General features: G+C 72.6%; 15 protein-coding genes. 7 read left to right on the forward strand and 8 right to left on the reverse strand.

Annotation, left to right across the window (positions count from 1 at the left end; all coding sequences use genetic code 11):
- Positions 1-790: DeoR/GlpR family DNA-binding transcription regulator (locus E0D90_RS15520; RefSeq protein ID WP_438827403.1), on the reverse strand; the 790-nt coding region annotated here is incomplete at its 3' end.
- A 225-nt stretch (positions 791-1015) separates the two neighbouring features.
- Complete coding sequence (locus E0D90_RS15530; RefSeq protein WP_103504269.1) at positions 1016-2476, reverse strand: NAD(P)H-quinone dehydrogenase; 1461 nt, start codon at positions 2474-2476, stop codon at positions 1016-1018.
- Positions 2477-2621: 145 nt separating this feature from the next.
- On the opposite strand from E0D90_RS15530, the gene E0D90_RS15535 reads away from it, so the two are divergent.
- From E0D90_RS15535 to E0D90_RS15545, 3 genes are all read left to right on the forward strand, one after another.
- Entirely contained in the window at positions 2622-3059 is a 438-nt protein-coding gene (locus tag E0D90_RS15535) for a gamma-glutamylcyclotransferase family protein (protein ID WP_103504268.1), read from the forward strand.
- Positions 3060-3222: 163 nt separating this feature from the next.
- Positions 3223-4026 (forward strand): purine-nucleoside phosphorylase, encoded by an 804-nt coding sequence (locus E0D90_RS15540; protein WP_130798815.1) that lies wholly within the window; start codon positions 3223-3225, stop codon positions 4024-4026.
- Positions 4026-5843 (forward strand): phospho-sugar mutase, encoded by a 1818-nt coding sequence (locus E0D90_RS15545; protein WP_130798817.1) that lies wholly within the window; start codon positions 4026-4028, stop codon positions 5841-5843. The genes E0D90_RS15540 and E0D90_RS15545 overlap by 1 nt, the downstream gene beginning before the upstream one ends.
- 135 nt (positions 5844-5978) lie before the next feature.
- Here E0D90_RS15545 and E0D90_RS15550 read toward each other — a convergent pair whose 3' ends face one another.
- The 5 genes from E0D90_RS15550 to E0D90_RS15570 all read right to left on the reverse strand — a co-directional run bounded on the left by E0D90_RS15550 (position 5979) and on the right by E0D90_RS15570 (position 9828).
- Positions 5979-6863, reverse strand: a complete 885-nt coding sequence (locus E0D90_RS15550) for an alpha/beta fold hydrolase (RefSeq protein ID WP_130798819.1) — start codon at positions 6861-6863, stop codon at positions 5979-5981.
- On the reverse strand, positions 6860-7297 hold the full coding sequence (locus E0D90_RS15555; RefSeq protein ID WP_130798821.1) for a helix-turn-helix domain-containing protein: 438 nt from the start codon (positions 7295-7297) through the stop codon (positions 6860-6862). Before E0D90_RS15555 ends, E0D90_RS15550 begins: the two co-directional genes overlap by 4 nt.
- A 197-nt stretch (positions 7298-7494) precedes the next feature.
- Positions 7495-8124 (reverse strand): PH domain-containing protein, encoded by a 630-nt coding sequence (locus E0D90_RS15560; RefSeq protein WP_103504263.1) that lies wholly within the window; start codon positions 8122-8124, stop codon positions 7495-7497.
- 154 nt (positions 8125-8278) lie between these two features.
- On the reverse strand, positions 8279-9310 hold the full coding sequence (locus tag E0D90_RS15565; RefSeq protein ID WP_130798824.1) for a hypothetical protein: 1032 nt from the start codon (positions 9308-9310) through the stop codon (positions 8279-8281).
- Positions 9307-9828, reverse strand: a complete 522-nt coding sequence (locus E0D90_RS15570) for a SigE family RNA polymerase sigma factor (protein ID WP_103504261.1) — start codon at positions 9826-9828, stop codon at positions 9307-9309. Before E0D90_RS15570 ends, E0D90_RS15565 begins: the two co-directional genes overlap by 4 nt.
- Positions 9829-10075: 247 nt before the next feature.
- Between E0D90_RS15570 and deoC the strand changes: the two genes are divergently transcribed.
- The 3 genes from deoC to E0D90_RS15585 are packed head-to-tail and all read left to right on the forward strand — an operon-like array spanning position 10076 to position 13395.
- Positions 10076-11041, forward strand: a complete 966-nt coding sequence (gene deoC / locus E0D90_RS15575; RefSeq protein ID WP_227870247.1) for a deoxyribose-phosphate aldolase — start codon at positions 10076-10078, stop codon at positions 11039-11041.
- 7 nt (positions 11042-11048) lie between these two features.
- On the forward strand, positions 11049-12509 hold the full coding sequence (locus E0D90_RS15580; RefSeq protein ID WP_130798826.1) for an aldehyde dehydrogenase family protein: 1461 nt from the start codon (positions 11049-11051) through the stop codon (positions 12507-12509).
- Positions 12499-13395 carry an aldehyde dehydrogenase family protein gene (locus E0D90_RS15585; protein WP_227870245.1) on the forward strand — a complete coding sequence of 299 codons (897 nt, stop codon included), beginning with the start codon at positions 12499-12501 and terminating at the stop codon, positions 13393-13395. Before E0D90_RS15580 ends, E0D90_RS15585 begins: the two co-directional genes overlap by 11 nt.
- A 112-nt stretch (positions 13396-13507) precedes the next feature.
- On the opposite strand, the gene E0D90_RS15590 is transcribed toward E0D90_RS15585, so the two are convergent.
- Positions 13508-13879 (reverse strand): hypothetical protein, encoded by a 372-nt coding sequence (locus E0D90_RS15590; protein ID WP_130798830.1) that lies wholly within the window; start codon positions 13877-13879, stop codon positions 13508-13510.
- Positions 13880-14004: 125 nt separating this feature from the next.
- Between E0D90_RS15590 and E0D90_RS15595 the strand changes: the two genes are divergently transcribed.
- Positions 14005-14688, forward strand: coding sequence for a uridine kinase family protein (locus tag E0D90_RS15595; protein WP_307721146.1), 684 nt, complete (start codon positions 14005-14007; stop codon positions 14686-14688).
- Positions 14689-14892 lie beyond the last annotated feature (204 nt).

Here is a 14892-nt window from a genome sequence, read left to right on the forward strand (position 1 = left end):
GCGGGACGGGGAAGTCCCGGCGGCTGCGGGACTGCCGGCCGCCCCCCTCTCCAGGGGCGACGGTGATGCGGACGCCCTGGTCGGCGAGGGCCTCCAGCTGACCGGACGCCTGGCTGTCGGGGGCTGGCTGGTCGGTGACCAGGTGGGTGATCATGTCGGTCGGCACCGTCTGGAACATGGTGTCGGCGCCGAGCTTGGTCTGGTCGGCCAGCACCACCACCTCGGCGGCGGCCTGGACCAGGGCACGGTCCACGCTGGCGGAGAGCATGTTGGAGGTCGACAGGCCGCGCTCGGCGGTCAGCCCGGCACCGGAGATGAACGCCCGGGAGACACGCAGCCCTTGGAGGGACTGCTCGGCCCCGCTGCCCACGAGTGCGTAGTTGGAGCCGCGCAGGGTGCCGCCGGTCATCACCACCTCGACCCGGTTGGCGTGGGCGAGCGCCTGCGCGACCAGCAGCGAGTTGGTCACCACGGTCAGCCCGGCGACGCGGGCCAGCCGGCGGGCGAGCTCCTGGGTGGTGGTGCCGGCTCCGACGACCACCGCCTCCCCCTCACCGACGAGGCCGGCGGCGGCCTCGGCGATGGCGGCCTTCTCGGCCGACGCGGCGAGCGACCTCTGCGGGAAGCCGGCCTCGCGGGTGAAGCCTCCGGGCAGCACCGCACCGCCGTGCCGGCGGTCGAGCAGCCCTTCGGCCTCCAGGATGCGGACGTCCCGCCGCACGGTCACTTCGGAGGTCTGAACGACTCTGGCAAGCTCTCGGAGGGAGACGGCGCCGTTGGCGCGCACCATTTCTAGGATCATCTGGCGACGTTCTGCAGCGAACACGGAACCGACCGTAACGCCAAAGTCCGTCTGCTTTCAGCGGGTTGCGGCAATTTTCCGAAGTTGTCACAACGCGGTCGCCCCACGTGGTATATGGGCGGTAGCACCATCTGCGTCCCTACCCCGGGCGCAGACACGACACACCCCCACGACCTGCGGATTCGCGTCGTAGGGGTGTGGTGGCGGGACCGGTCAGGCGCCCTCGGTGGCCTTTCGGGACTGCAACTGACGTGCCGCTTCCGCGACCGAACCCGACAGAGACGGGTACACGGTGAACGCCTTTGCGATCTGATCGACGGTCAGACTGTTGTCGACCGCGACCGAAATCGGGTGAATCAGTTCGCTCGCGCGCGGCGCGACGACGACGCCACCGACCACGATCCCGGTGCCGGGCCGGCAGATCAGCTTCACGAAGCCATCCCGGATGCCCTGCATCTTGGCCCGCGCGTTGCGCAGCAGCGGCAGCTTGACCACCTCGGCGTCGATACGGCCGCCGTCCACATCGGCCTGGGTGTAGCCGACGGTGGCGATCTCCGGGTCGGTGAAGATGTTCGCCGACACGGTGGTGAGGTCCAGCGGAGCGACCGCGCCGCCGAGGAAGTGGTACATCGCGATGCGGCCCTGCATGGCGGCGACCGAGGCCAGCGCGAAGACGCCGGTGCAGTCGCCGGCCGCATAGACGCCGGGAGCGGTGGTGCGCGAGACGCGGTCCGTCCAGATGTGACCGGAGTCCTTCAGCCGTACCCCGGCCTTCTCCAGGCCCATGTCGGAGGTGTTCGGCACGGCGCCGACGGCCATCAGGCAGTGCGAGCCGTAGATGACCCGGCCGTCGGAGAGGGTGACCTGCACCCGGTCCTCGCCGTCGGGCCCCGAGACCCGCTCCACCGAGGCGGCCCGCGAGCGTGCCATCACGTTCATGCCGCGACGGCGGAAGACGTCCTCCAGGACGGCGGCGGCGTCCGAGTCCTCACCGGGCAGCACGCGCTCGCGGGAGGAGACCAGGGTCACCCGGGACCCCAGCGCCTGGTAGGCACCCGCGAACTCCGCGCCGGTGACGCCGGACCCCACAACGATCAGCTCGGACGGCAGTTCGGCGAGGTCGTAGACCTGCGTCCAGTTGAGGATGCGCTCGCCGTCCGGGCGGGCGTCCGCCAGCTCGCGGGGCGTGCCGCCGGTGGCGACCAGGACGGCGTCGGCCACCAGTTCCCGGCTGGTGCCGTCGGGCTCGGTGACCGTCACCCGGCGGGAGCCGTCGGCGGCCTGGTCGGGCTCCACCCGGCCCCGTCCCGCCAGCACGGTCACGCCGGAGCGCGTGACGGAGGCGGTGATGTCGTGCGACTGCGCCAGCGCGAGGCGCTTCACCCGCCGGTTGACCTTCCCGAGGTCGACCCCGACCACCCGGCCCGGCGCCCCGGTGGCGGCCGACTGGTCCATGACGATTCCCAGCTCCTCGTAGGAGGAGTCGAAGGTCGTCATCACCTCCGCGGTGGCGATCAGCGTCTTGGAGGGCACGCAGTCGGTCAGCACGGAGGCGCCGCCCAGGCCGTCGCGGTCGACGATGGTCACCTCCGCCCCGAGCTGCGACGCCACCAGCGCCGCCTCGTAGCCGCCAGGTCCGCCACCGATGATCACGATCCGAGTCACATGCCCCAGTGTCTCGCACCCGCTCCGCGATCACCCGCTCACCCCTCCGCTGGCCGCGCGCCAGCGGCGCGGGGACGATGCGGAGGAAGCGCGTGGGGCGCGCGGGTAGCGCTCGCCCACCCCCCGCGCGGGCCGCCTCCCGTACTCTCAAACCATGTCGCTCTACGCCGCCTACGCGGGAAACCTCGATGCCCGGCTGATGTCGCGTCGCGCGCCGCACTCCCCGCTCCGGGGCGTGGGGTGGCTGACCGACTGGCGACTCACCTTCGGTGGGGAGCACATGGGCTGGGAAGGCGCGCTGGCCACCATCGTGGAGGCACCGCGTTCCCAGGTGTTCGTCGCGCTCTACGACATCGCGCCGATGGACGAGGACGGCATGGACCGCTGGGAGGGCGTCGGCCTCGACATCTACCGGCGGATGCGGGTGCGGGTCGCCACACTGGAGGGCGACCTCCCCGCCTGGGTGTACGTGCTGAACGGCTACGAGGGCGGCCTGCCCAGCGCCCGCTACCTCGGCGAGATCGCCGACGCGGCGGAGTCCGCCGACGCACCGCACGACTACGTGATGGAACTGCGCAAGCGCCCCTGCTGAGCCGGCGGGCCCACCGGGCCGCGCCGGCCGGACGCCCTCCGGGCGGCGCGCATCCGCCGCGACCGGCCGACGCCCGGACGGCACAACCGGCACACGACACCCGCACGACCCGTGGCCGAACACAGGTCTACGCGCGTAGGCAAAAAACGGTTAGGCTCCCTCCGTGAACGCTTCAGAGAATGTGGAGAGGGCTGAGGCAGCGGCCGAGCGCCTCCGGGAACTGACCGGCGCGCAGAGCCACGACGTCGCCCTGGTGATGGGTTCGGGCTGGGTCCCGGCCGCCGACGCGCTCGGGGAGCCGGACCACGAGTTCCCCGTCACCGAGCTGCCCGGCTTCCCGCCGCCCGCCGTCGCCGGCCACTCCGGGAAGATCCGCTCCTACCGCACCTCCGGCGGCAAGCGGGCCCTGGTCTTCCTCGGCCGCACCCACTACTACGAGGGCCGCGGCGTCGCCGCCGTCGCCCACGGGGTGCGCACCGCCGTCGCCGCGGGCTGCAAGATCATCGTGCTCACCAACGGCTGCGGCGGCCTGCGCGCGGGCATGCGCCCCGGCCAGCCCGTGCTGATCAGCGATCACATCAACCTCACGGCGACCTCGCCGATCGAGGGCGCCAACTTCGTGGACCTCACCGACCTGTACTCCCCCCGGCTGCGCGCCCTGTGCAAGGAGATCGACCCGGGCCTGGAGGAGGGCGTCTACGTCCAGTTCACCGGGCCGCACTACGAGACGCCCGCCGAGATCAACATGGTGCGCGCCATCGGCGGCGACCTCGTCGGCATGTCCACCGTGCTGGAGGCCATCGCCGCCCGCGAGGCCGGCGCCGAGGTGCTCGGCGTCTCCCTGGTGACCAACCTCGCCGCCGGGATCACCGGCGAGCCGCTGGACCACGCCGAGGTGCTCCAGGCGGGCCGCGACTCCGCCAAACAGATGGGGGCACTGCTCTCGCAGGTCCTGGAGCGCGTCTGATGGCGGCCGACGCGGCGCTGGCAGCCCGCGCCCGGGCCTGGCTGGACGAGGACCCGGACCCGGAGACCCGCGCCGAACTGACCGCACTCCTCGCCGAAGCCGAGGCCGGGCCGGAGGGTGGGGCCGGGGCGGAGGCCGAGGCCGGGCCGGAAGCACGGTCCGGGGCCGAAACGGCCGCGCACGCGGAACTGGCCGCCCGGTTCGCCGGTGAGCTGGAGTTCGGCACCGCCGGACTGCGGGCCGAACTGGGTGCCGGACCGATGCGGATGAACCGCGCCGTCGTGATCCGCACCGCCGCCGGGATCGCCGCCGAACTCCGCGACCGTCATCCCGGCGAGGACCGGCCGCTGGTCGTCGTCGGTCACGACGCCCGGCACAAGAGCGCCGACTTCGCCCGCGACACCGCCGCCGTGATGACCGGCGCCGGTCTGCGGGCCGCGCTGCTGCCCGGCCCGCTGCCCACCCCCGTGCTCGCCTTCGCCATCCGGCACCTGGGCGCCGTCGCCGGCATCGCGGTCACCGCCAGCCACAACCCGCCGCGCGACAACGGCTACAAGGTCTACCTCGGTGACGGCAGCCAGATCGTGCCACCCGCCGACGCGGACATCGCCGCGCGGATCTCCTCCGTCGGGCCCCTTGGCGACATCGCCCGTCCCGGCTCGGGCTGGGACACCCTCGGCGAGGAGATCGTCGACGCCTACCTCGACAGCGCCACGGCCGTCCTCACCGACGGCTCGCCCCGCACCGCCCGCGTCGCCTACACCCCGCTGCACGGCGTGGGGCAGCGGGTACTGACCGCCGCCTTCGCCCGCGCCGGGTTCCCGGCGCCCATCGAGGTGCCGGAGCAGTCCCGGCCCGACCCCGACTTCCCGACCGTGGCCTTCCCCAACCCGGAGGAGCCCGGCGCCATGGACCTGGTCTACGCCGCCGCGCGCGGCGGCGACCCGGCCCCGGACCTGGTGATCGCCAACGATCCGGACGCCGACCGCTGCGCCGTCGCCGTCCCGCACCCGGCCGGTGAGGCTGACGGGCAGACGGACGGGCAGACGGACGGGCACTCGGACGAGCAGACGGAAGGGCAGATCGACGGCCGGGTGGCCGGCGACGCCGGCTGGCGAATGCTGCACGGCGACGAGGTCGGGGCGCTGCTCGCCGCACACCTGATCCGCAAGGGCGCCCGGGGCACATTCGCCACCACGATCGTCTCCTCAACCCTCGTCGGGAAGATGGCAGCCGCCGTCGGCCTGCCGTACACCCAGACCCTCACCGGCTTCAAGTGGCTGGGCCGCGTCCCCGGGCTGCGTTACGCCTACGAGGAGGCCCTCGGCTACTGCGTCGACCCGGGGGCGGTACGCGACAAGGACGGCATCACCGCAGCGCTGCTCATCGCCGAACTGGCCGGTGAGCTCAAGGCGGACGGCCGCACCCTGACCGACCTGCTGGACGAGCTGGCCGTCGCGCACGGACTGCACCTCACCGACCAGTTGTCCGTGCGCGTCTCCGAACTCTCCCGCATCACCGATGCCATGGCACGGCTGCGGGCCCAGCCGCCGACCGAGCTGGCCGGGCTGCCGGTGCTGCGCACCGACGACCTGTCGGCGGGCGGCGACGGACTGCCGCCCACCGACGGGCTGCGGTACACGCTGGAGGGCGCGCGCGTCGTGGTCCGGCCGAGCGGCACCGAGCCGAAGCTGAAGTGCTACCTGGAGGCCGTGGTCACGGTCGCCGACGCGGCCGGGCTGCCGTCTGCGCGCAAGCGGGCCGCGGAGACCATCACCGCACTCCAGCGGGATGTCTCCGCCGCGCTCGGTCTCTGACCGAGTGCGGCGCACGGGCCCGGGCCGGCCCCTCCGCTGGCCCGGGCCCGTGCCGCCCCGATCGGAGCGGCACGCCACCCCGGCGTGGCCTGTCCCGCCGCCACGGCACGCGACGGCGTTGCGCGTTCCGTGGCGCTAGGACTGGGCGGTGTCGTCTCCGCCGGTCGCGGCGGGCGTGGTCAGACCACTGAGGAACCGCTCCACCGCGGCCGTCTGCCCGAGGATCGCGTGCCCGGCCTCGGGCAGCACGTTCATCCGTGCCTGGGGAACCCGTTTCCGTACCCGGCGGACCGTGTCCCAGGAGTCGAACATCGCGTCGTTGCCGCCGACGATCACCAGCACCGGCATGGTCAGCCGTCCCAGCGCGTCGTCCGAGAAGAGCGGCAGCCGCTCGGTTCGCGGCTTGAACTCCTTGAAGAGGAAGACCAGCTGGTCGACAACCGGGCGGTGCTCCCTCGCGTGCAGACCGGCGACGGCCGCGGTGGAGCGCCGGGCTCCCCAACGTCCGAAGGGACGCAGCAGCAACGTCTTGAACAGCCAGCCCGTCTTCTGACGGCCCAGCCCGCCGGGGCAGAGCAGACCGAGGTGCGTAACGCGTTCCGGCTGGCGCGTCGAGTAGTCCAGTGCTATCCAGCCACCGAGCGACGCCCCGACGATCGCGGTGCGTTCGATACCCAGACCGTCGAGCACGTCCCCGAGCCAGAGCGCGGAGGCGTCCGAGTCCAGAGCCGGACGGGACGGCGCGCTGAGGCCGGGCTCCCCGACGACATCGACGGCGTGGACACGGAACCGCTCGGACCAGGCCGCCACGTCGTCGAGCCAGGTGGTGGCGTTGGCGCCGGCTCCGTGGAGCAGCACGAGCGGCGGCGCGTCCCTGGGACCGGAGACGAGAACGAAGGTCTCCCCCTCCCGGGTGGGGACGCGCAGCTGCTCGGCCGCCACCGGCCAGCTCCGCAACGCCTCCTCGTAGCGGCGCCGGATCTCGGCCGCGCCCGCTTCGGACTTGTAGACGACGCTCACGACTCCAGCACCCCCTGCACGTAGTCGAGCATGTGGGCCGTGTCCGCGAGCCCGCCGAGCACGATGATCTTCATCCGCTCCCGTTCGCGGTCGTAGGCGATCTCCACTCGTACCTTCTCCTCCCCCGGGCCACGGCTGCGCGCCATGGCCGTCAACAGCGTGCTGACGCGGTCGGCCGTGGCGGGGTCGATGCCGTCGACGTCGACAATGCTCGACACGTCGGCGCTCCACTGCCCGCCGTCGGGCTCCCGACCGCTGCCGGTCGCGGTGACCGGCCCCCCGGTGAACGCCTTCAGATCCGACTGCCTGACCCGGTACTGCTTGCCGATGCGAACGGCGGCCAGCCGCCCCTCCCGCACATAGCTGCGCACGGTGCGGACATGCAGCCCGAGCTGCTCCGCGACTTCCCCAACGGAGTAGAGACGTTCACTCACACATTGACCCTAACCTTCCCTATTTAGCGAAGCAACAGGGAAGGTTAGGGAAGTTTCACGAACATCACCGCCGAGTTGCGAGCTCCACGACGGGGCGGTTCATCGCATGCCGGGCCCCGGGGGCACCCGGGGCAACCCGGTCAGGTCAGATCAGGCGGGGTCAGACCAGGCAGAGGCCCGGCCAGGCGGAAGACCGGTCAGGCGGAGAGCCAGAGGATCAGGACGGCGACGACGCCCAGGGCAGCGGGCACGATCAGCTCGTAGGCCCAGGTGACGGCGACCGGCCCCTTGGCGTCCGGACGGTCACTGTTCTGGCGGCCCAGCTCCTTGAGTTCGCTCACCGCCGCGTCGGAGGGCGCCGAACGCTCACTGGTGTCCGAGGTGTTGGCGGTGCCGACACCGAAGGGGCCGCGCGAGGGCTGTTCGCCGGAGGCCAGCCGCTGGTTGTGGCGGTTGGCCTTGGACCGGGCCCGGAGCGAGACGGGGATGGACCACAGCTGGTACTTGCCGCCGTCCGCGACCATCTCGCAGGTGTAGCCGGCACGGACTGTCTCCACCCGGGACCAGGGCGCGTAGACCGTGCGGAACGGGTTGCGCACACGGATGCCCGCGCGGTTGGCGAACACCGCCGGGCGGAGCGAGAAGGCGACGATCAGTGGCACGGCCGCGAGGAGCACCGCGATCGCCAGCACGGGCGTGCGGCCGGAGCCGCGCACGATGGCGTCGCCCCCGAGCCAGACGGCGACGAGAAGGAGCAGCACCCCGCCCACGATCGCTCCGCTCGATCGGTAGACGCGGTCGGCGTACTTCTCCGGCTCACTGGTCATGCGGACGATTGTGCCCGACGCGTCCGGATGCCGGACCTATCAGTCCCGCAACGTTCACGGACTGCCCCCTGCCGGGCCCCTGAACGGCCCGTCAACCGCCGGTCGTGCCCCACGACCCTCCCCTCACAGGCGGCCGTGGGGCACGACCGGCACGTCACCACCCCGGCAACGTCGTGGAGTCGAACAGGAGGTCGCCGTCGGCGTCATAGGCGGTGATGACCGGGCGCTGACGGGTGGCGGTCTCCATGTTCCCCGTGCTCAGGTAGTAGCCGCCGCTGATCAGCGCCTCCTGGCTCTGCCCGGCGTGCTCGACCGTGACGCGGTCCACCGCGTCACTCACCCGCCCGAAGCTGGCCCACCGCAGGGGCCGGTCGTCGCTCACCTCGACGCCCTCGCCGGGCGAGGCGTAGCGGGCGGCCCAGCTCGTGTCGACATGCTGGTCACCGCCGAGGCCCTCGACCGAACCCGCGGCTGACTGGAGGCCGGTCGCGCCGTCCTCGTCGGCAGCGCAGATGAGCTCCAGGACTGCGCCCTCCGGCGGATCGGTCGCCACCACGAGCACTCTCGTCTGGTAGGCCATGTCGACGTTGACACCGCCTTGGGCGCGCCAGGCGTAGAGGATGGTGAGGTCCTCGGGCTGGAACTCCGGCATCGTGCCGATCTCCATGCCGAACGCGGCGGACTCCTCCTGGCTCTTGTGGTGGAACGCGAGGCAATCCTCGGCGATGGACCGGGCCTCCTCGCCGCTGACGCCGTCCAGCAGTTGCCGCTCGGGGTGCTCGGGCAGGCGTGCGGTCCCTTGGTGGTCGGCCCCGTCGGAGTCGGCCTGGCCGCCATCGCCGTCGTCCGCGTCACTCGAGTCGTCCGAGTCGTCCGGGGGTGCGGGGGCGCCGGGATCGCCGGTCCCCGCGTCGGATTCGGTGGCCGGCGCCGCGGCATGGTGGTCAGCGTCCGGGCCACTGCCGAACACGGCGGCGCCGGCGACCGCGGCCCCCGGCACGGCGACCAGCACGGCCAGACTCGCGCCCAGTACCGCGCGGCGCCGCGCGCGGGCAGTGCGCGCCACCTGGACGATGTCCGTGCATGGGGGCTCCGTCGCCCGTACACCCTCGGCCTCCTCGGCCAGGAGCTGACGCAGCCTGTGCTCGATGGGCGAGTCGTCGGTGCGGTCGGTCGGGTCGGTCATCTCGATCCTCCTTGGACGGCGGTCAGGGCGTCCGCCGAGAGAACGGCTCTGAGCTTTCCCAGTGCCTTCGACGCCTGGCTCTTGACCGTGCCGGGCGAGCAGCCGAGGATCTCGGCGACCTCGGACTCGGGGAGGTCCTCCCAGTAGCGCAGCACCACGACCGCCCGCTGCCGGCGGGGCAAGGTCGACAACGCCCACATCAGGCGCTGGCGCTCCTCGGATCTGGCGACCGGATCGGCCGCCACCGACTGCTCCGGGAGGGCGGCCGTCAGCCACGTCGCGACGCGCTTCTTGCGGAAGCGGTCCTTGTTGCAGGTCACGAGGATCTGCCGCACATAGGCGTCGGCGTTGTCACTGCGCTGGACCCGCCGCCACGAGCGGTACGCCTTGGTCAGGGCGATCTGGACGAGATCCTCCGCCTCGTGGCGGTCGCCGGTGAGCAGATAGGCCGTGCGGACCAGCCGTGGCCATCGACTCAGGGCGAACACCCGGAACTGCTCTTCGTGCTGTGCATCCACTCCGTCTCCCCCTCTCACCCACCAGACCACCGGTTTCGGCGGTTCCGTTGCCCCGGGATCGAGGTTTTTCGCGACACTCACCCGAACGGGGCTCCCGGCGCCCGCGACCCCGCTCGCGACCCCGCCCACGACCGGCTCGCGACCACCACGCACCCCGGCGCCCGCCCCCGCCCGGGCCGCTCCGGAGCCGCCCGACCACAGGGGGATGACATGTGGCTACGCGCGTAGATATGCTCCCCTGGTGACCATGCCACCCTCTGCTGCTCCCGCTCTGCCGGACGTGACCGCCTCCGACCAGGCGTTGCGCCGCTTTCTGCACGGGCTGCCCGGAGTCGACGCGGTGGGGCTCGACGCCCGGGCCGCCGCCCTCGGCACCCGCTCGATCAAGACGACGGCGAAGGCGTACGCGATCGACCTGGCGATCTCGATGATCGACCTGACGACCCTGGAGGGCGCCGACACCCCCGGGAAGGTCCGCTCGCTCTGTGCCAAGGGCCGCAACCCGGACCCGAGCGACCGCACCGCCCCCAGCCCCGCGGCGATCTGTGTCTACCCGGACATGGTCCGGGTCGCGAAGGAGTCCCTGGCCGGCACCGACATCCAGGTGGCGTCGGTCGCGACGGCGTTCCCCGCCGGCCGTGCCTCCCGCGAGGTGAAGATCGCCGACGTGCGCGAGGCGGTGGCCGCGGGCGCGGACGAGATCGACATGGTCATCGACCGGGGCGCGTTCCTCTCCGGCCGCTATCTCAAGGTCTTCGAGGAGATCGCGGCGGTCCGCGAGTGCTGCGAGCGCCCCAGCGGCGGCGCGGCCCGGCTCAAGGTGATCTTCGAGAACGGCGAGCTGGCGACGTACGACAACGTGCGCCGCGCCTCCTGGCTGGCGATGCTGGCCGGCGCCGACTTCATCAAGACCTCCACCGGCAAGGTCGCGGTCAACGCCACCCCGCCGAACACCCTGGTGATGCTGGAAGCGGTCCGCGACTTCCGCGCCTCCACCGGCCGGCAGGTCGGCGTGAAGCCGGCCGGCGGTATCCGCACCACCAAGGACGCCATCAAGTACCTGGTGATGGTCAACGAGACCCTGGGCGACGACTGGCTGAGCCCGCGCTGGTTCCGCTTCGGCGCGTCCGGCCTGCTGAACGACCTGCTGATGCAGCGCCAGAAGCTCAGCTCCGGGCGCTACTCCGGTCCCGACTATGTGACGGTGGACTGACCCTGCCATGACGAACGACGGATTCCACGGCCAGAACGGCGTGTTCGCCTACGCCCCCGCCCCCGAGTCCCGCTCGGTGGTGGACATCGCCCCGTCCTACGGCCTGTTCATCGACGGGGAGTTCCGCGAGGCCGCCGACGGCAAGGTCTTCAAGACGCTGGCGCCCGCCTCCGAGGAGGTGCTCTCCGAGGTCGCGCAGGCCGGTGCCGCCGACGTGGACGCGGCGGTCGCCGCCGCCCGCAAGGCGTTCACGGGCTGGTCCGCCCTGCCGGGCGCCGAGCGGGCCAAGTACCTCTTCCGGATCGCGCGCGTCATCCAGGAACGCTCGCGCGAACTGGCGGTGCTGGAGACGCTGGACAACGGCAAGCCCATCAAGGAGAGCCGGGACGCCGACCTCCCCCTGGTCGCCGCGCACTTCTTCTACTACGCCGGCTGGGCGGACAAGCTGGACCACGCCGGTTTCGGGCCCGCGCCCCGGCCGGTCGGGGTGGCCGGACAGGTCATCCCGTGGAACTTCCCGCTGCTGATGCTGGCATGGAAGATCGCCCCGGCGCTGGCCTGCGGCAACACCGTGGTGCTCAAGCCCGCCGAGACCACGCCGCTCTCGGCGCTGTTCTTCGCCGACATCTGCCGTCAGGCCGGGCTGCCGCGCGGCGTCGTCAACATCCTGACCGGCGACGGCGCGACCGGCGCCGAGCTGGTGGGCCACGACGGCATCGACAAGGTGGCGTTCACCGGCTCCACGGCGGTCGGCAAGGAGATCGCCCGCACGGTCGCCGGAACCGGCAAGCGGCTCACGCTGGAACTGGGCGGCAAGGGCGCCAACATCGTCTTCGACGACGCCCCGATCGACCAGGCCGTCGAGGGGATCGTCGGCGGCATCTTCTTCAACCAGGGCCAGGTGTGCTGCGCCGGGTCGCGGCTGCTCGTCCAGGAGTCGATCCACGACGAGCTGCTGGACGCCCTCAAGCGGCGGCTGACCACCCTGCGGGTCGGGGATCCTCTGGACAAGAACACCGATGTCGGCGCCATCAACTCCGCCGAGCAGCTGGCGCGGATCACCGAGCTGGCGGAGGCCGGCGAGGCCGAGGGCGCCGAGCGCTGGTCGGCGCCGTGCGAACTGCCCTCCAACGGCTACTGGTTCGCTCCGACGCTGTTCCTCGGCGTGAGCCAGGCCCACCGCGTGGCGCGCGAGGAGATCTTCGGCCCGGTGCTGTCGGTGCTCACCTTCCGCACCCCGGACGAGGCGGTCGCCAAGGCCAACAACACCCCGTACGGACTCTCCGCCGGGGTGTGGACCGAGAAGGGCTCGCGCATCCTGGCGATGGCGGGCCGGCTGCGGGCGGGGGTCGTCTGGGCCAATACGTTCAACAAGTTCGACCCGACCTCGCCGTTCGGCGGATACCGGGAGTCGGGCTTCGGCCGCGAGGGCGGCCGTCACGGGCTGGAGGCCTACCTTGAGCACTGACCGGCTGAGCGTGCTGAAGACGTACAAGCTCTTCGTCGGCGGCAAGTTCCCGCGATCGGAGAGCGGACGGGTGTACGAGGTGACCGACGCCAAGGGCAACTGGCTGGCCAACGCGCCGCGTTCGTCGCGCAAGGACGCCCGTGACGCGGTGGTCGCCGCGCGCAAGGCGTTCGGCGGCTGGTCCGGCGCCACCGCGTACAACCGCGGCCAGATCCTGTACCGCGTCGCGGAGATGCTGGAGGGGCGCCGGGAGCAGTTCACCGCCGAGGTCGCCGCCGGTGAGGGGCTGTCGAAGGCGAAGGCCGCCGCCCAGGTGGACGCCGCCGTCGACCGCTGGGTCTGGTACGCGGGCTGGTCCGACAAGATCGCGCAGGTCGCCGGTGGCGCCAACCCCGTCGCCGGACCGTACTTCAACCTCTCCACGCCGGAACCCACCGGGGTGGTGGCGGTGCTGGCGCCGTCGGACAGCTCGTTCCTCGGGCTGGTCTCGGTGCTGGCGCCGGTGATCGTCACCGGCAACACCGCCGTCGTGGTGCCGAGCGAGAGCGCCCCGCTGCCCGCGCTGTCCCTGGGCGAGGTGCTGGCCACCTCCGACCTGCCGGGCGGAGTGGTGAACCTGCTCTCCGGCTCTCCGGCGGAGATCGGGCGGCCCCTGGCCGCGCACCAGGACGTCAACGCGATCGACCTGGCGGCCACCGCGGGCGACGCAGAGCTGGCCCGCGAACTGGAGGTGGCGGCGGCCGACAACCTCAAGCGGGTGCTGCGCCCCGAAGCCCGGGCCGACTGGCAGACCACGCCTGGCACCGACCGGATGCTGGCGTTCCTGGAGACCAAGACCGTCTGGCACCCGATGGGCGGACTGGGCGCCGGCGGCTCGTCCTACTGACCGCCGGGGCGGACGGCCCGGCGGCAGCCGAGAGCCCGGAGCCCGACAGCGACGCCCCGGGGAGGACGGTGAACCCACCGTCCGCCCCGGGGCGTTGTGACGCCGTGACGCCTCAGCGGCCGAGTACGCGGCCCAGCTGGCCGGTGACGTCCGAGAGCGAGGCGCCGTTGCCGAACAGCGGCTCGGTCACGTCGTCGGTGCCGACCGGCTGGAAGTCCGCGACCTGGGTACGGATCCCGTTGCTCAGCGGATCGACCCCGGTGTCGGTCATCGGGTAGAGCTTCACGTCGGCCGCCGGGGCGATGACGTACTCCACCGTCTCCAGGGGGTCGTAGCCGCCCAGCAGTTCGGCTGCCTGGGCGGGACCGGCCGCGGCGACCGCCGCGGTGCCGGCGAAGCCGAGCACCATGCCCAGCCGACGGGCACCCGCCCCCTTGGGCCGCGCGTGGCGGGCATGACGGGCATGACGGGCGTGAGAGGGCATGAGGCAACCTGCCGGGGACGCGTTGAGTGAGCTGACAGCCTCGGAGGGTAGCCGAATGTGGGGATTCGGGGCCGGTCACACCTCGCCGGTTCACCCGTACGGTTGATACGGGACAATAGGTGCCCGTGACTTCCAGCGCCCCCGCCCGCGTGATCCTGCTGACCGGCCCCTCCGGGTCCGGCAAGTCCCGGCTCGCCGCCCGCACCGGCCTACCCGTGCTGCGGCTCGACGATTTCTACAAGGACGGCGACGACCCGACGCTGCCGCCGCTCGCCTCGGGCGCCGGCACGGACTGGGACGCGCCGCAGTCGTGGAACAGCGCCGACGCCGTCGCCGCCCTCCGCACCCTGTGCGCCGACGGCGACGCGCGCATCCCCGAGTACTCCCTCGCGCGCAGCGCCCGCACCGGCAGCCGCGACTTCCGGCTGGAGGGCGCGCCGCTCTTCGTCGCGGAGGGCATCTTCGCCGCCGAGATCGGCGAGGCATGCGCCGAACTCGGACTGCTCGCGGACTCGATCTGCCTGTGCAACCACCCGCTGACCACCTTCCGGCGCCGGCTGGCCCGGGACGTGCGGGAAAGCCGGAAGCCGCTGCGGTTCCTGCTGCGCCGCGGCTGGGCGCTGCTGCGGGCGGAGCGCGCCATCGTGACGCGCAACGTCTCGATGGGCGCCCACTGCTGTGGCCGGGACGAGGCACTGCGGCGGATCTCCCGGCTGACCGCCGCCGCGAACGGCCCGGGCGCCGGCGGCCGCGTGGTCGAGCAGGCGGCGGCGCCGGTCACGGAGACGGGCGGACGGCTGCCGGCCTGAGGCGAGTACGCGCCGCGGCGAAGGGCGGCGGGCGCACGGCGTCCGCGCCGCACCCGCCAGGCGTTCCCCACGGCACGCGGCAAGGGACGAGTGGTCCGGCCAAACCCCCCGGTCGGCCGGACCCCTCGTCCCCTTTCCCCGTGGCCCGCGACTCCCCAGGCGCGAACCCGTTCCCCCGTGTCCCCCGTTCCCTCATCCCTCGGG

The organism is Streptomyces otsuchiensis (assembly GCF_004305975.1).
Classification (GTDB): domain Bacteria; phylum Actinomycetota; class Actinomycetes; order Streptomycetales; family Streptomycetaceae; genus Streptomyces; species Streptomyces otsuchiensis.